The organism is Pseudomonas sp. EB271-G4-1, from assembly GCF_058791355.1.
On the sequence record NZ_JBYTEO010000099.1, the window covers coordinates 1 to 16746 of the forward strand.

Sequence of the window (16746 nt, forward strand, 5' to 3'; positions counted from 1 at the left end):
TTTTTGCTGGGCCGGCACTCCGGCGTTTGAAAAAGGGAGTCGCTGTAAAAGCGAAACCATAAGCCGCCGTTACCGCACCAATGGATATGCACTCCGACAACCAATTTCACACAGGGCTTCCTGTGACGCCCCGCATCACCGTTGCGCACGCCTCAATTAATGCGTTGTCAGTGGAACGCGGAGCGTCCCTGGCGGCATTCCCACGCAGAGCGTGGGAACGATCAAAACAAAGGCATCACCAAAAGTCAGGTCGGCTTTAAGGCCGCCTCGCTTTGGCTTTTGATCGCGCGCGCCCCGTTAAACACGCTGGTCACTTTCAGACAAACACAATCTCATAAGGCAACCGCATCCGCTCCAGCAAAATCCGCGGCAGCCGTGGCGCAATGCCGACGGCCGGTTCACCGTCAAGTTGACTGGCATAGGCATGGGTAGCATGGCTCTTGCGCGCCACCGTCCAGGTGTCCAGGCGCACCTTGCGCGCCCGGTGCCAGGGGATCAAGGCGCTGTCTCGCGATGGCCAATGCCAGGCCCAGACCGGTATCTCGGTGAAAACTGCACCGGCGATGGTGGCGGCATTGGCGCTGGCGCGGCCGACGGCGTCATGGTCGCTGTTGCCATCCTCGCACCAGGTGCTGAACACCATATCGCCTGGCCGTAGATATCGGACGATGAATTGGGTGAGCGCCTGTTCATGCTCAGCCAGGGTATGGTCGGTGAAGCCGCCGCGTATCCATTTCAGGCTGTGCATCGGCAAGCCAAGCCGGCGCAAGGCCTCGACACTTTCCTGGGAGCGAAACACGCTCAGGCGTTTCTCCGACCACTGTTGGGAGCCTGGATGACTGGCGCTGCCATCGGTCACCGAAATCAATTGCAAGGGGTGTCCCATGGCGCTGAGCAACTGCAGCAGACCGCCGCAAGTCAACACTTCGTCGCCGGGATGTGGGGCGATCACCACGGCGCGCGCACCCGGGGGGAGAAGGGATTGAGTACCGATGACCGGAATATTGGCCAGTTGCGGGGCGCTGTTCCAGATTTGCTCTGTACAGCTGCTGTCACTGATGGACACAGATTTCATGGCGTTACGTCCTTGTTCCATACGCCCCCAGTCCTGCGCAACGCAAGCGCTGCTACAGCCGTGAGGGCGGGTTGATAGCGAAGCGCGGCGCTCCGGACCCTGGACAGCCGCGCATCGAGTATTGCTCATGTATCGCTATTCGTCGCGCCGGAAGTGCACGCATGGCTCAATTTTTCCATTGCGCCGGTGATTTCTACTCCTCTTCCTCACGTTGCAATTCGAACAACAGCAGCGAACGTCCGGTGACCGAGTACTCGCGCCCGAAATCGAAGCGTTCCTGACCGCGTATGGACGGTTGATTGGTGTCCATCAGGCAGGTCCAGAAGCTGCCGTCCGGTACCTCCGGCAGGAGGAAGTTGACGATGTCGTGATGGGCGTTGACCACCAGCAACAACGTGGCGTCCGCGCCTTTGCGGCGGATCCCGGTTTCCTGGGCTCGCCCGTCGAGCAACATGCCCAGGCAGCGATTGTGCGCATCGTGCCAGTGCTCGGTGGTCATCTCGCTACCATCGGGTGCCAGCCAGGTGACATCCTTGACGCCGATGTCCTCATTGTAGTTGCCCACCAGGAAGCGCCCCCGGCGCAAAATCGGATAGGCCAGGCGCAACTTGATCAGACGCTTGACGAACTTGAGCAACGCCTTGCCGTCCTCGCTCAGGTCCCAATTGACCCAGCCGATCTCGCTGTCCTGGCAATAAGCATTGTTGTTGCCTTCCTGAGTCCGGGCGAATTCGTCGCCGGCCACGATCATTGGCGTACCCTGCGCCAGCAGCAAAGTGGCGAAGAAATTGCGCATCTGTCGAAAGCGCAATTCGTTGATTTGCGGATCGTCGGTGGGGCCTTCTACGCCATGGTTCCAGGACAGGTTGTTGTTGCTGCCGTCCTGATTGTTCTCGTCATTGGCTTCGTTGTGCTTGTCGTTGTACGACACCAGGTCGTTGAGGGTGAAACCGTCGTGGGCGGTGATGAAATTCAGCGATGAATAAGGACGCCGACCACGCTGGTTGAACATTTCGCCGGACGCGGTCATGCGGCTGGCAAAGTCCGCCAATTGGCCGTCGTCACCTTTCCAGAAAGCGCGCACCGTGTCGCGAAACTTGTCGTTCCACTCCACCCAGCCCGGCGGGAAGTTGCCGACCTGATAACCACCGGGCCCGCAATCCCAGGGCTCGGAGATCAGCTTGACCTGGCGCAGTACCGGGTCCTGGCGGCAAGCCACGAGGAAACTGTGACGTTCGTCGAAACCGTCGTGATAACGCCCCAGTATGGTCGCCAGGTCGAAGCGGAAACCGTCCACGTGCATTTCCGAGGCCCAGTAGCGCAGCGAATCGGTGACCATCTGCAATACGCACGGATGGCTGAGGTCCAGGGTGTTGCCGGTGCCGGAATCGTTGATGTAGAAGCGCTTGTCGTCAGGCATCAAGCGGTAATAAGAGGCGTTGTCGATACCGCGCATGGACAGGGTCGGGCCCTGTTCGTTGCCCTCGGCGGTGTGGTTGTAGACCACGTCGAGGATGACTTCCAGGTTGGCTTCGTGCAGGTGCGCGACCATTTCCTTGAACTCTGCGATCTTGCCGCTGGCCAGGTAACGCGGGTCGGGGGCGAAGAACGCAATGCTGTTGTAGCCCCAGTAGTTGGTCATGCCTTTGTGCAGCAGGTGCTGGTCGTTGACGAAGGCGTGGATCGGCAGCAGCTCGACGGTCGACACCCCCAGCTTGCGGATATGCTCCAGCACTTCGTCGACCATCAAGCCGGCAAAGGTCCCGCGCTGGTTTTCGGGAACGGCGGGGTGGCGCATGCTGAAGCCGCGCACGTGGGTTTCATAGATGATCGTTTTGTCCCATGGCACGCTGACCCGGTGATCGTGGCCCCAGGTGTGCGCCGGATCGATCACCTTGCATTTTGGCACGTAGGGCGCGCTGTCGCGCTCGTCGAAACTGAGGTCTGCGTCGGGGTGGCCAATGGTGTAGCCAAACAAGGCTTCGGACCATTTCAACTGACCGACCAACTGTTTGGCGTAAGGGTCGATCAACAGCTTGTTGGGGTTAAAACGATGACCATTGACCGGATCATACGGGCCGTACACGCGGTAGCCGTAGATCAGCCCCGGATGGGCATCGGGGAGGTAGCCGTGGTAGATCTCGTCGGTGTACTCCGGCAGTTCGATGCGTTCGAGCTCCACTTCGCCGGCGTCATCGAAAATGCACAGTTCGACGCGGGTGGCGTTGGCCGAGAACAGGGCGAAGTTGACCCCCAGGCCATCCCAGGTCGCACCGAGCGGGAAGGGCAGTCCTTCGCGGATACGCGAGGGTTCGGCACGGGGAGGTGGAGTTTCTTTCTTGGTTCGGGTCATAAATGCTCCAGTAACGGCAGGCAGTGACAGGGCTCAATATTTTTTTCGCGGGCGAGCGAATCCCTCGGTGGCGAGAGGGCTCGCCACTGGAATCTTCAGGACAGCGGGAGAAAAGCTTAGACCGCAGGCGGTTTTCGCGGTGCGCGAGGTTTTTTCTCGGCGGCCTTTTCCCCCGGTGGTATCACCGCGGAAGCAGCTGCCGGCTTGGCCTTGGCCTTGGGTTTTGCTTCCCCGGCCTTGCCATTGAGTTTGCCGTCGCCGGCTTTGCCCACGGTTGTCTTGCTCGACGCTGCTTTTGCCGGCTTTTTCGGAGCCAAGGCTTCGGCTTCAGCCAGTTTGCACGCCATCTCCCAATGCCGTGCTTCCTGGCCCTCAGGTTTGCCTTCGGATTCCCAGATCTGATAGGCAAACTCGCGGATGCGTTTATCGTCGGTACTCATCGCATTGCTCCTGAACTGAACTCAAATGTTTGTAGCCTGGATAAAGAGATTGACCGGGAAATCCCCCAGCGCGGCGCTGATCATCAGCTCCCTGTGTTTTGTGACTGCGACGCTTGAAAAAAGTCCCTTCAGATTTTCGTCGGCGATTGTGAACGGCAAGCTGATCCGGGTATCGCCCCACTGCGGAGCGTCGACATGAGGCACGGCACTGTTTTCCAGCAATGCCGAACAACGGATCGGCACGATGACGATGGCGCGGGTCCCCTCCCATTCACGGACAAATCCCAGCACCCGATTGGCCTGGTTGCCGATGACTTCGAGGGGCTGGTAAGTCCCGCGTCGAAACAGCTCGGCGTGCTCGGCCCGGGTGGTTAAAGTCCGCACAATCAAGGCTTGCTTGATGCGCCCGTCGTGCCAGTGCTCCAACAGATCAGGCAGATCCAATGGCTGCTGGAAGGCCTGCTGGCGGCTGGCGTAATCCACTGGCCGGCGGTTGTCCGGATCGACCAGCGTGAAGTCCCAGAAGTCGTTGCCCTGATACAGGTCCGGTACTCCCGGTACCGTCATGCGCAGCAAGGTTTGCGCCAATCCGTTGAGGGCGCCAGGCAGGGCAATCGTGCGGGCTGCCTTGCCCAGGGCGGTGCGCAATAGATCACCTTCCGGGCTCAGCAGCAGGCGCCGGGTAAAGTTTTCGCTGGCTTGTTCATACGCTTCATTGGGTGCGCTCCAGCTGCTTTGCAGCTTGGCTTCGCGCAGGGCCTTGCGTTGCCATTGGCTGATGCGTTGGGCGTAGTCCTCCAGGGCCGCTGGGTCGTCGGTGCGCAGGTCCAGCGGCCAGCTGCCCAGCAGTGCCTGATAGAGAATCAATTCATCGCCGGCTGACGGCATCTGCTCATCGTCGCGCAAGGGCCGGGCGAGGGCGTGCCAGAGGCCGATCTGTTCGACGTACCATTGACTGCGTTCACTCAAGACGGACAGGCGCGCGCGCGTATCCTCGCCACGCTTGTGATCGTGGGTCGCGGTGGCGAGCAGGTTGTCCGGGAAATCGGCCAGGCGCTGGGCACAGGCAGCATGGAAATCGGCCACAGGCGCACTGAATTGCTCGGTGCTGAAGCCGACGTCATTGCGCGAAAGCAACACCGCCGAACGATAGAACGCGGTGTCTTCCACGGCCTTCGCGGCGGCAGGTGAAGTCAGTTGCTGAAAGCGCACGCAGGCATGCTTGAGCCGTTTGCGCAGCCGGCCAGCCGGACGTTTTCGCCAGCTCTCGCCCCCCAGCCACCCCGCCAGGCACTCGAGCACTGGCCAGTCGGCTTCGCCAAGGGTTTGTCGGGCGCCTTCCATGGCTTGCTGGAAAAACACTTCGTCCTGCGCCGAACGGCCCAGAGCGCCGATGTAGGTGCGATACACCGAGAAATGCACGATCAGTTCCTGCAGCGCGCGACGGATCGCCCCCAGCGTCAGGTCACGGGTCATCAGGTCATCCCGGGCCACTTGCAACAACGCCTGGGCGACACTTTCGAAATCCCCGGCCAGCGAGCCATTGAGAATCTGCTGGCGCGCCAGTTGCGCTTCCTGGCGGAAGTCAGCCGGGCGCCCGCTATAGCGGTGCCAGAGCTCACCCAAGATGGGTTGACCGGCGGGATCGTGTTGCAGCAGTGACAACTGGTTCATGAACTCGTAGCCGGTGGTGCCATCCACCGACCAGTCGCGGTGCAGGGTTTCGCCTTCGCCCAGGATCTTTTCCACATAGATCGGCAGGTGCCGACCCGCTGCCAGGCTGTCGACGCGCCGCCGCAGTTTGCGACAGTAACCCCGTGGGTCGGCGAGGCCATCGATGTGGTCGATGCGCAAACCGTCTACCAGTCCTTGTTCCACCAACTGGAAGATCTTTGCGTGGGTCGCCTCGAACACTGCTGGGCGCTCGACGCGCAAACCGCCCAGCTCGTTGACATCGAAAAACCGCCGCCAGTTAATGTCGTCCGCGGCGGTGCGCCAACTGGCGAGGCGGTAACTCTGGCGCTCCAGTAAGTCATGCAGGCGTTGAAAACCTTCTCTGGTCAGCGAATCGTAGGCCTGCAGGTTTTGTTCGATGGCGTGCAGTATTGCGGGATCGCTGGCCAGTTCGCGCAATGCTTCTTTTAACGCAATCGCCAGGGTGTAGGCATCTGTCTGATAGCTCAAGGTGTTGAACCGGTCCGCCAGCAATTTCAGTGGCTCGGCATCTGTCTTGAGCAGCTCGCCGTAATGACTGGGGCATATCGGAAAGTGATGATCGTAATGCTCCACATGAAACGCGCCGCGCTGCGCATTGAAACGCAGCGCCAGGGTACCGTCCTGCAAGGCGATGCCGTAGTCGCTGCCCAGGAACGGCAACAGCAACTGGCCCTCCATCAAGGGATCGGGCGAGTGCCACTGGATATCGAAGAACTCGCCGTACGGGCTCAGGCGTCCCCACTCCAGCAAGTCCAGCCACCAGGGATTGTCGTTACCGCCGACTGCCATGTGGTTGGAGACGATGTCGAGGATCAACCCCATGCCCTGTTCACGCAGCGCGGCGACCAAGCGGCGTAGCGCAGATTCACCGCCCAGTTCCGGGTTGACCGTGGTCGGGTCCACCACGTCGTAGCCGTGCATGGAGCCCGCGCGGGCGCTCAGCAGCGGCGACGCGTAGACATGGCTGATGCCCAGGCGGGCGAAATAGGGCACCAGCGGCACGGCATCATCGAGAGTAAAGCCTTTGTGAAATTGCAGCCGCAGGGTGGCCCGTAGCGGCGCGATAGCGACCGGGTTCATTGGTCACGCTCGGCCGCCTGAAGTCGCGCGCAGGCGAGCAGTTCCAGGCGTCTGGCGGCGTCCGGGCCATCGAGCAAGGCTTCGCTGGTGACGGGTAAACGGCGGGACCAGTTGGGGTGGGTATCGATGGTGCCGGGCAGGTTGGCCTGCTGTTCGATGCCCAGTGCATCCTCCAGAGGCAGCAGTACCAACGGCGCGCGGGTGTGGCCGAGGAAACGCACACTGGCATCGAGGACCTGATCGGTTTCGTGGGACTCTTCGCGAAAGTTCTGCGGGTCTTGGCTCAAGGTCCGGCGCAGGCCTTCGCGTTCGCGCTCGCGATGCTGGCGCCACTCGATTTCAGAACTGGCATCGATCAGGCCGAGGCGGGCGTTCCAGTCGATATCGCGGCCATGCCACCAGCCATTGAGGGTGGGCAGGTCGTGGGTACTGGTGGTGGCGAGGGCGTTGTCCGGCCAGTCGAGGATCGGTTTGAAGTGAGTGTTGTCCTGTTCGAACAGCAACACTCGCATACCGAGGATCGAACGGGCGCTGAGTTTTTCCCGCAGACCGTCCGGCACCGTGCCCAGGTCTTCACCGAGGACGATGGCCTGGTGGCGATGGGACTCGAGGGTCAGCAGGCGCAACAAGTCGTCAAACGGGTAATACAGGTAAGCCCCATCAGCGGGCGATGCGCCATTGGGGATCACCCACAACCGTTGCAAGCCCATGACATGGTCGATCCGCAGGCCACCGGCGTGGGCGAAGTTGGCGCGCAGCATTTCAATGAACGCACGAAAGCCGTTGCGCACCAGGCCTTCGGGTGAGAAAGCGGAGATCCCCCAACCCTGGCCGGTGCGGTTGAGAATGTCCGGTGGCGCGCCAACGGTGAGGGAAGCGAGCAATTCGTCCTGGCGGCTCCAGGCCTGGCTGCCACCGCCATCGGCACCAACGGCCAGGTCGGCGATCAGGCCAATGCCCATGCCGCTGCTGCGGGCGGCGGCTTGCGCGCGCTCCAGGCAACGGGTGATCAACCATTGGCAGAAGGCGAAGAAGCCGATGCGGCCAGCGTTCTCTTCGGCGAATTCGGCCAGGGCAGCGCTGCGCGGGTTGCGCCACTGCGGCGGCCACTCACGCCAGTCGAGGCTTTCGCCCCGGGCGGCACGGGTTTCTTGAATGGCCTCGAAGCGGCAATGATTTTCCAGCGCTTCACCGCCGGCATGGCGAAAGCTGCTGAAGTCGGCGTGCAGTGGATGTTCGCCGTGCACGAATCCGTCGTACAGCGCCTGTAATAGGCGATGCTTGGCTTCGGCAGCGGCCGGCCAATCGATCAATGGCAGTTCTTGCAAACGCAGAAGTTCGGCAGCCAGGCCGGTGGCATCGATAGCGGTGCGCATCGCGCGCTCACCAAGAATCGCCCCCGGCGCGCAATACAGGCTATTGAGAAACAGACGGCTTGACGGCGAATAGGGGCTATAGCGCTGGGTGTCGTTGGCAAACATGGCATGCAAGGGACTGATCGCCAGTGCGTCGGCGCCGCGTTCGCCCGCCACCCGGGCCAGGTCTTCCAGTGCCTGGGTGTCGCCAAAGCCGCCATCGCCGGCACGGCGCAATGCATACAGTTGCACGCTCAGGCCCCAGGCGCGCGGGATCGGGCTGTCCACCGCATCGGCTACGCTGTAGCAACGGGCGGGAGCCACGGCCAGGGTAAAGCTTTGTCCATCGATCTCGACGTGTTGGTAACCGACCGGGATCAGCCCCGGCAGAACGGCTTCGGCATCCAGCTTGAGACTGAGTTTCGAGCCATCTTCAAGATGGATCTCGCAGGGTGTCAGCGGCTCAAAAAAGTGCGCCAGGTTGAGTCCCACGCCGACATCGGCGGTGATCAGAGGCGGCAGGTGCCGGGTCTGTTGTACTTGTTGCAGTTCGAGCAGGCTGGCGTCGATTTCCTGGGCGCTGCCGGCCGGGTGGCCGAGTCCCGTGAGGACGTTGCGCAGAACCGAAGGCGCGACTTTTTGCGGACGACCGTTGGCGTCGATCCAGTCGACCGCCAGGCCAGCCCGGCTAGCAAGGATTTCCAGTTGCGCATCACTCATTGGCGCTCTCCATCAAGGTGTAGCAAAGGGGCCGCGGCCGTGAGGCTGACAATTGCGCAATACGGGGGCAAGGTGCCCTGGTCCAGCCGTTGGCCAGACCCGGGCGGGTGTTCGAACAGCAAGCTTGCGTCCACCTGTGGCATATGGCGGACCGGCGTGTCGCTGAGGTTGAGGTCGATGCGCAATTGACTGCCATCGCCCAGGCACCATGACGCGCTGACCGCGCCAAAACCCAGCACCTGGGCATTGCGCGCCCGGGTCCCAGGCAAGTGCGGGACGATGTGCCGATGGCGGATCTGCAGCAGTTGGCGGTAGAACTCATGCATCGCCGAAGCCCCGTTGACCGTGAGGGTAGGGCGGGACGCTTCGAAGGTCTGTGGTGCGTTGGGATCGGGAATCCGTTCACGTTGATGCGGGTCGGCAAACGCGCTGAACGCGGCAAATTCGTTGCGCCGCCCTTCGCGCACCAAGCGTGCGAGTTCGCCGTGGTGGCTGGTGAAAAACAGGAACGGTTGTTCGGCGGCAAACTCATCGCCCATGAACATCAGGGGGATCATCGGTGATAGCAGCAACAGCGCCGTCGCGGCTTTTAATGCGTCGGGGTGGGCCAGTTGATGCAGACGCTCGCCAAAGGCGCGGTTGCCGATCTGGTCGTGATTCTGCAGAAACAGCACGAACGCGCTGGGTGGCAAATGCCCGCTGGGCTCGCCGCGCGCTTGGCCATGGCGGTTGAGGTGGCCCTGGAACACGAAGCCCTGGCTCAGGCAGCGGGCCAACTGTTCGGTGGGATTTTTTGCATAGTCGGCGTAATAGGCATCGGTCTCGCCGGTCAGCAGCACGTGCAAGGCGTTATGACCGTCATCGTTCCACTGTGCGTCGAAGCCCTGTTCGAGCAGGCTGGCCTGGTTATGTTCATTTTCCACCACCAGCCACACATGTCGCGACGGATCGGTTTGCTGGCGCACACGCTGGGCCAGTTCCTGGAGAAAGTCCGGGTCTTCGATGGCATGCACCGCGTCCAGGCGCAAGCCGTCAAAGCGGTACTCCAGCAACCACATCAAGGCGTTGTCGATGAAGAAGTCGCGCACCTCGCGCCGGCGAAAATCGATGGCCGCTCCCCAAGGCGTGTGCCGGTCTTCGCGGAAGAACCCCTTGGCGTAGCGGTGCAGGTAATTGCCATCCGGCCCGAAGTGGTTGTAGACCACATCGAGCATCACCGCCAGGCCAAGGCCATGGGCGGTGTCGATCAGGTGCTTGAGTTGTTCGGGAGAACCATAGGAGGCCTGGGGTGCATAGAGCAGCACCCCGTCGTAGCCCCAATTGCGCTCGCCGGGAAATTGCGCGATCGGCATCAACTCGATTGCGGTGACCCCAAGCTCCACCAGATGTGCCAGGTGCTCCTCGACGGCGAGAAAGCCGCCGAGGGCGCCGACGTGCAACTCGTAGATCACCGCTTCATTCCACGGACGTCCCAGCCAAGTGCTGTGCCGCCACTCGTAGGCCAACGGGTCGACCACCACGCTGTGCTGGTCAATGTCCCCGGCCTGGGCGCGGGAGGCCGGGTCGGGCACCTCCAGTTCGCCATCGATGTTGTAGCGGTATCGGGTACCCGCCGGGCAGCGGGTGTTGATCACGAACCAACCGTCGGCCTGAGGCAGCAACGGCAAGGACTGTCCATTTTCCAGTTCGACACTGACGTAGAACGCATCGGGTGCCCACAACGCGAATCGCGTGTTTTGCGGGTCCAGTTTGATTGCGCCGTGGGGCCAGGTCTCAAGGGTCCGTAACGGCATTGCGTGAGCCTCTTACTGTTTGTGCGATTTCCCCAAGGCTTTGGCTACAAGCTGCTCGTAGAGTTCGGCATAGGGTTCGACCGCCTTGCACCAGTTGAACGGTGCCGCCATGGCGCGGCAGCGCATGGCATTCAGCAGGTCGGGGAAGGCGAACACCTTGAACGCTCGGCTCAAGGCTTGCTGATAACTTTCCACCGTGGATTCATTGAACAGGAAGCCGGTCACGCCATCTTCGATGGTGTCTGCCAGGCCACCGGTATTGCGCGCCACCGGCAACGAGCCGAAACGCTGGGCGTACATCTGGCTGAGGCCACAAGGTTCATAGCGCGACGGCATCAGGAGGAAATCGCTACCGGCAAACATCCGTCGGGCATCGGTTTCGTTGAAGCCGATGCGCACACCGATCTGCCCGGGAAAACGCAGGGCCAGTTCGCGCATGGCTTGTTCTTCTTCCGGCTCGCCACGACCGATGATCGCGATCTGGCCGCCGGATTTGACGATGTATTCGGAGACCGCTTCGGTCAGGTCCAGGCCTTTCTGGTAAACCAGGCGCGAGACCACGGCAAATAGCGGGCCTTTGCTGTCTTGCAGGCCGAACAACTGGCGAACGTGGGCGGCGTTGACCGCCTTGCCGTCCCAGTCACCGATTTTGAAGGGGCAAAAGAGGTGCGGGTCGGTGGCCGAGTCCCAGCTTTCGTCGATGCCGTTGGGAATGCCGCTGAGCAGGCCTTGCTGGGTCTTGGCGGCGAGAAATCCGTCGAGACCGCAGCCGAAGTCCGGGGTGGTGATTTCCTGGGCGTAGGTCGCGCTGACTGTGGTGATGTGGCTCGAATAGGCCATGCCAGCCTTGAGGAACGACATCTTGCCGTAGAACTCCATGCCTTCCTGTTGCAAGGCGTGCTGCGGAATGCCCAGTTCGGGGCAAGACCCCAGGCTCGTCACGCCCTGGTACGCCAGGTTATGGATGGTGAACAGGGTCGGCGTGCGCTGCCCACGCCAGTGCATATAGGCAGGGGCCAGGCCGGCGGGCCAGTCATGGGCGTGCACCAGGTCCGGGCACCAGTGGATCTGTGCGAGGTTGGCGGCAATATCGGCGGCCGCCAGGCCCAGGCGGGCGAAACGAATATGGTTGTCCGGCCAGTCGCGGCCGTTGTTGGCGCCATAGGGCGAACCTTCGCGCTCGTAGAGCTCAGGGCAGATCAACACATAGATAACCAGACCATCAGGCATGTCCATGCGCCCGATCTTGCACGGCGGGAGCGCCGCGTGCCCACCGAGTTCACCGATAATGTGAATCGGATTTTCACTGTGCATCACCTGCGGATAACCGGGGATCAGGACACGTACATCGTGCAGATGCGCCATGGCCCGTGGCAGCGCGGCGGAAACGTCTCCCAGGCCGCCGGTTTTCACCAGGTCGGCAATTTCGGAGGTGACGAACAACACTTTCTTCTTGTTGGGATTCTGACTGGCCACCGGCGCCAGCGTCCGCGTAGTGCTAACGCTGATCGGTTGGGCACTGAGAGCAGTCGCGGCGCTCGATTCGCCGATCTGTTGATGAGCCAGCTCTCCCTGAACATCCAAAGCCGCACTTATCATATGAATCTCCCGTGTTGTTGATCTAGTTCTTGGGTCTGGCAAATCGTTACCTGGCCAATGGGTGTGGCCACGCGCAAAGCGCTACGCCTCGGCGAGCAAGCGCTCCCCAAATGCGCTGAAGCAAAATGGGTGAATTAACCATTGCAAGGATTGCACCAGTCGCAACGCACCTTCTTTTCACTCGACCGATCCCGTGTGGCAAAAGTTTCGACTTTTTTTCCACTTTTTGACTGACCGGTCGCCCTTGGGGAAATCAGTCTAGGCCAGAACTTAGAGCGGTAAAGTGCTGATGGCAAAATTGTTCGACAATCGGTTGTTTAGGTACGAACGTGCCTGATACCGGTGCGAAAGCACCGACGAAATGCAGTTTTTTTTGAATTTTTGCCCTGGAAATTCACTGGGTGGTCACATGGATGTGCGTAACGTCTTGCTACGCGCGCACCGTTATGGTGCGCGTGCAAGTCCCGCTTTTGGCTGAACCACTGCCTTGCTGCCTTGTTATAGTTCAGGCTTCTTTTTTGCCCGGTAAAGGATCACTAGCATGTCTGAGTACACAGCGTTCAGCGTCGAACTGGTAGATAAAATCGCTCATGTGCAGATCAATCGCCCGGACAAGATCAACGCGATGAATGCTGCCTTCTGGACCGAAATCATCGAGATTTTCCAATGGATCGACGACACCGACGAAGTTCGGGTAGTCGTACTCAGTGGCGCCGGAAAGCATTTTTCCTCAGGCATTGACCTGATGATGCTGGCTGGCGTGGCCAATGAGCTGGGCAAGGACGTCGGACGCAATGCGCGCTTGCTGCGCCGCAAGATCCTTGATCTGCAGGCTTCCTTCAATGCGGTCGACCAATGCCGCAAACCGGTGCTCGCGGCCATCCAGGGTTATTGCCTGGGCGGTGCCATCGACCTTATTGCCGCCTGTGACATGCGCTACGCCGCCGAAGACGCGCAATTCTCGATCAAGGAAATCGATATCGGCATGGCCGCTGACGTCGGTACACTGCAACGCTTGCCGCGGATCATCGGGGACGGCATGCTGCGTGAACTGGCTTACACTGGTCGCATTTTCGGCGCCGAAGAAGCGCGAGGCATGGGCCTGGTCAATCGCGTCTACAGCGATACCGCCAGCCTGCTCGACGGCGTCATGGGCATCGCCCGCGAGATTGCGAGCAAGTCGCCGATTGCCGTTACTGGCACCAAGGAGATGATCGGCTATATGCGCGATCATCGCATCGACGACGGCCTGGAATACGTCGCCACCTGGAACGCCGCCATGCTGCAATCGACCGATCTGCGCGTGGCCATGGCCGCCCATATGAGCAAACAGAAACCCGAATTTCTGGATTGATTGAAAAATGACTCCACGTTGGACCACGGCAGTACTGGACACCGACCAGCCCGGCGGCTGGGCGGTAGCGCGCAGCCCCGAAGGCTTTTTGTTCGATGACAACGGCGCGTTGTTTCCCCGCGAATGGCTCAAGCGCCAGGACCTGGCGATACTCGCCGAGCACGGCATTGGCCATCTGGATGGCGAACCTGTCTATCTGCTGGAGTTGCGCGCCCACAGCGAGGTGCCGGGCTGTAACTGGAAAGGCTTGCGGGCGTTCATGCTTGAAGGCGATCACACGGTGTTCAAGGTCCTGGGTTACGCGGCGCAGATCGGCACCTGGGCCCGAGAGCACCGTTTTTGCGGCAACTGCGGCCAGGCCATGATCCAGGTGCCGCGTGAGCGGGCGATGTATTGCCAGCCGTGTGATTTACGCAGCTATCCACGGATTTCCCCAAGCATGATCGTGCTGGTGACGCGTGGCGATGAGGTGCTGCTGGCACGCTCGCCGCGCTTCGTCGCCGGGGTCTACAGCACGTTGGCAGGGTTTGCCGAACCTGGCGAATCGGCCGAGGATTGCCTGATTCGCGAAGTGCGTGAAGAAGTGCAGATCGAAGTGAAGAACGTCCAGTACCTGGGCAGCCAGTGCTGGCCGTTCCCGCACTCGATGATGCTTGGCTTCCATGCCGAATACGCCGGTGGCGAGATCGTCTGCCAGGAGGACGAGATCGAAGACGCCCAGTGGTTCAATGTGCATGATCTACCGCCGTTGCCAGCGTCACGTTCGATCGCCCGCTACCTGATCGACGTCTACGTGGCGCGGCGCTTAGGCCACGCTGAACCAGTGTTGCCAGGCTAGCCGGACGGTCAGGCCCAATACCACGGTGATGAAAACCGGACGAATGAACTTCGCGCCACCGCTGATGGCGGTGCGGGCGCCGAAGAATGCCCCGACCATTACCGACAGGCCCATGCTCAGGCCGATGATCCAGTCCACCTGCCCGGAAAACACGAACACCGACAAGGCCGCAATGTTGCTGACGAAGTTCATGCTGCGCGCCACGCCGCTGGCCTTCACCAGATCGATCGGGTACATCAGCAGGCTGCTGACGGTCCAGAACGCGCCAGTACCGGGACCGGCCACGCCATCGTAGAAACCGAGGCTGAAGCCTTGGGTCGATTGCCACTTTTTCCTGATCGGGGCGTTGCTGTCCAGCGGCGCTTTCGGCGTGCCACCGAACAAAAGATAGAGGCCACAGGCAAACACGATCACCGGCAGCATCTTGTTCAACCATTCGGCCGGCAGGTAATGAGCGACTACCGCACCGGTCAGTGCTCCGACCAGGGTGCCGACGATGGCGTGTGTCCACTGCCTGGGGTGGAACAACTTGCGGCGGTAAAAAGTGAAGCTGGCTGTGGCCGAGCCAAAGGTCGAACTGAGTTTGTTGGTGCCCAGCACCAGGTGCGGTGGCAGGCCAGCGGTCAGCAAGGCCGGGGTGGTCAACAAGCCGCCGCCTCCAGCGATGGCGTCGATGAAACCGGCAATGAAAGCGACAATGGCCAGGATGGCCAGGGTAGTGAGGTCAACGCTGAGTTCGAAAGGCATGGAATCGGCTTAATCGGCGGGGGGCAGCGAAGGGCTGCAGGGAAGGGCCGGTATCTTACCCATATCCAACTCTTGCTGCGACCGCGCTGACGCAACCCCCTGTAGGAGCTGCCGCAGGCTGCGATCTTTGATCTTGTTTTTGAGGGGGCAAGATCAAAAGATCGCAGCCTGCGGCAGCTCCTACGGGGATCGGGCTCAGATTTTACGGTCAGGCCCATTGCCGATCTGCCACACGAATGGCGGCTCGGTCCGGTTGATTTCCCAGTCCCCGACAATCCGCGACTTGTAGATCACCGGATTGTGCGACGACACGGTACGCGCATTGCGCCAGTGCCGATCCAGCGATTTGCCCTGGCGAATATCCGAAGCCCCCAGCGCATTGAACAACTGCGTGGACGCGCGCTGGATCAACTCCGTGACCACCACCTGTGCTTTCGCCGATTCGATTTCCGCTGCGACGTTTGCCGAACGCTCCCATTGTTCATCGCCGGCGAACCGCGCCAGATAAGCCTGTTGTGCCGGCTGCGCCGCCCGCAAAGTGGCGGCCTCGGCGGCATACACCCACGCGGCAATATCGCCGACCACTTGCTGGACCTGCGCATCCTCACTGACGCGCTGGGCATTGCCATGGCTGTAGATGCGTTGGCGTTCGCGCACCTGCCGGGACACATCGCGCAACGCCGCACGGCCGATCCCGGCCAGGGTTGCCAGCAACACCAACTGATAAAACGCGGTCTGGTACTTGAAGCGCGTAGCGAAGTCGATGATGTTTTGTGCGTCCACCTCGGCGTCGACAAAGCGCGACGTGCCGCTGCCCGTGGTGCGCTGGCCGAACCCGTCCCAGTCGTCGCTTTGCACGATCCCAGGCTGGCGGGTGCGCACCGCGGCAATCACGTCGCCACCGGTATCGCTACGTTGGGCATAGACATCGATCCAGTCGGAAAACAGGCTACCGGTGCTGTAGAACTTCTCGCCGTTCAGCCGCCATTGCTCGCCATGGAGCGACACCTTGGTGATGACGTCGCCAATCTCCACGTTGCCGATTTCGGTCCAGGCGCAACCGACGACGTCACCGTCTACAAACCGTTTGAACCAGATGTCCCGGGCCGCGCCAGGCGGGGAATTGAGGCGATCTTCGGCAAAGGCGAAGTGACCGCGCAATGCCTGCGGAATGTTCGAGTCAGCCTCGGCCAGTTCGATCAGCAACTCAACCAGCTGCGGCAGCGAGGCGCCGCCACCGCCGTATTCAACGGGCACCCGCACTGCGCCAAAGCCAGCGTCCTTGAGCCATTGGATCGGCTCATGGGGCAGGGTGCGCGACTGCTCGCGTTCGAGGGCACCTTCGGCGATTCGCTGGAAAATCGGGCGATACCGGGCGGCCAGCGCTTCGTAGTCAGTGCCGATGGACAGCGGGTTGATTACCTGGTGTTCGGTCATGGAAACAGCTCCTTGGCTGGGCAGAAAAAACGATGTTTGTGCAAGGAGCGATTGCACAGTCCATGCCGGAGGCTAACGCGTGGATTTACTGGCCGGCGCTAATACCATGACTTCCTAAACTGTTGCCGGATCAACAGTGCATCAGCAAATTGCTTCTGACACAGCTCAATCATTGTGGGAGCGAGCCTGCTCGCGAAGGGGCCATCCGACTCAACATCGATGTTGACAGACAAGCCGCC

11 protein-coding genes are annotated in these 16746 nt (G+C 61.1%); 2 read left to right on the forward strand and 9 right to left on the reverse strand.

Going from position 1 to position 16746, the window contains the following annotated elements:
• Nucleotides 1-316: 316 nt before the first annotated feature.
• The 7 genes from AC3WWR_RS29275 to glgA all read right to left on the reverse strand — a co-directional run bounded on the left by AC3WWR_RS29275 (nt 317) and on the right by glgA (nt 12131).
• The gene (locus AC3WWR_RS29275; protein ID WP_168758052.1) at nt 317-1075 is read right to left on the reverse strand and encodes a PIG-L deacetylase family protein; all 759 of its coding nucleotides are present in this window, start codon (nt 1073-1075) and stop codon (nt 317-319) included.
• Between the two features lie 193 nt (nt 1076-1268).
• Entirely contained in the window at nt 1269-3428 is a 2160-nt protein-coding gene (glgX, locus tag AC3WWR_RS29280) for a glycogen debranching protein GlgX (protein WP_083349008.1), read from the reverse strand.
• 116 nt (nt 3429-3544) lie between these two features.
• Entirely contained in the window at nt 3545-3868 is a 324-nt protein-coding gene (locus tag AC3WWR_RS29285; RefSeq protein ID WP_020799186.1) for a DUF2934 domain-containing protein, read from the reverse strand.
• A 21-nt stretch (nt 3869-3889) separates the two neighbouring features.
• A complete protein-coding gene (locus AC3WWR_RS29290) occupies nt 3890-6664 on the reverse strand; it encodes a malto-oligosyltrehalose synthase (protein ID WP_492599283.1) in 2775 nt (924 codons plus the stop codon).
• The gene (gene malQ, locus AC3WWR_RS29295) at nt 6661-8739 is read right to left on the reverse strand and encodes a 4-alpha-glucanotransferase (protein ID WP_020799188.1); all 2079 of its coding nucleotides are present in this window, start codon (nt 8737-8739) and stop codon (nt 6661-6663) included. Before malQ ends, AC3WWR_RS29290 begins: the two co-directional genes overlap by 4 nt.
• Nucleotides 8736-10532 carry a malto-oligosyltrehalose trehalohydrolase gene (gene treZ, locus AC3WWR_RS29300; RefSeq protein WP_083349010.1) on the reverse strand — a complete coding sequence of 599 codons (1797 nt, stop codon included), beginning with the start codon at nt 10530-10532 and terminating at the stop codon, nt 8736-8738. The genes malQ and treZ overlap by 4 nt, the downstream gene beginning before the upstream one ends.
• Before the next feature lie 12 nt (nt 10533-10544).
• Nucleotides 10545-12131, reverse strand: a complete 1587-nt coding sequence (gene glgA / locus AC3WWR_RS29305) for a glycogen synthase GlgA (protein WP_033041077.1) — start codon at nt 12129-12131, stop codon at nt 10545-10547.
• Between the two features lie 541 nt (nt 12132-12672).
• Between glgA and AC3WWR_RS29310 the strand changes: the two genes are divergently transcribed.
• Nucleotides 12673-13485: a crotonase/enoyl-CoA hydratase family protein gene (locus AC3WWR_RS29310; RefSeq protein ID WP_492599284.1), complete on the forward strand. Its 813-nt coding sequence runs from the start codon at nt 12673-12675 to the stop codon at nt 13483-13485.
• Between the two features lie 7 nt (nt 13486-13492).
• Nucleotides 13493-14323 carry an NAD(+) diphosphatase gene (gene nudC, locus AC3WWR_RS29315; protein WP_020799192.1) on the forward strand — a complete coding sequence of 277 codons (831 nt, stop codon included), beginning with the start codon at nt 13493-13495 and terminating at the stop codon, nt 14321-14323.
• Here nudC and AC3WWR_RS29320 read toward each other — a convergent pair.
• Together AC3WWR_RS29320 and AC3WWR_RS29325 are read right to left on the reverse strand one after the other, a co-directional pair.
• Entirely contained in the window at nt 14291-15070 is a 780-nt protein-coding gene (locus tag AC3WWR_RS29320) for a TSUP family transporter (RefSeq protein ID WP_020799193.1), read from the reverse strand. The genes nudC and AC3WWR_RS29320 overlap by 33 nt on opposite strands.
• A 195-nt stretch (nt 15071-15265) precedes the next feature.
• Entirely contained in the window at nt 15266-16507 is a 1242-nt protein-coding gene (locus tag AC3WWR_RS29325) for an acyl-CoA dehydrogenase family protein (RefSeq protein WP_033045418.1), read from the reverse strand.
• Between the last annotated feature and the right edge of the window lie 239 nt (nt 16508-16746).

Coding starts and splice junctions, on each gene's coding strand:
- treZ (WP_083349010.1), bottom strand. CDS start 10,532: ATGCCGTTACGGACCCTTGAGACCTGGCCCCACGGCGCAATCAAACTG.
- nudC (WP_020799192.1), top strand. CDS start 13,493: ATGACTCCACGTTGGACCACGGCAGTACTGGACACCGACCAGCCCGGC.
- glgA (WP_033041077.1), bottom strand. CDS start 12,131: ATGATAAGTGCGGCTTTGGATGTTCAGGGAGAGCTGGCTCATCAACAG.
- AC3WWR_RS29275 (WP_168758052.1), bottom strand. CDS start 1,075: ATGAAATCTGTGTCCATCAGTGACAGCAGCTGTACAGAGCAAATCTGG.
- AC3WWR_RS29310 (WP_492599284.1), top strand. CDS start 12,673: ATGTCTGAGTACACAGCGTTCAGCGTCGAACTGGTAGATAAAATCGCT.
- malQ (WP_020799188.1), bottom strand. CDS start 8,739: ATGAGTGATGCGCAACTGGAAATCCTTGCTAGCCGGGCTGGCCTGGCG.
- glgX (WP_083349008.1), bottom strand. CDS start 3,428: ATGACCCGAACCAAGAAAGAAACTCCACCTCCCCGTGCCGAACCCTCG.
- AC3WWR_RS29290 (WP_492599283.1), bottom strand. CDS start 6,664: ATGAACCCGGTCGCTATCGCGCCGCTACGGGCCACCCTGCGGCTGCAA.
- AC3WWR_RS29285 (WP_020799186.1), bottom strand. CDS start 3,868: ATGAGTACCGACGATAAACGCATCCGCGAGTTTGCCTATCAGATCTGG.
- AC3WWR_RS29325 (WP_033045418.1), bottom strand. CDS start 16,507: ATGACCGAACACCAGGTAATCAACCCGCTGTCCATCGGCACTGACTAC.
- AC3WWR_RS29320 (WP_020799193.1), bottom strand. CDS start 15,070: ATGCCTTTCGAACTCAGCGTTGACCTCACTACCCTGGCCATCCTGGCC.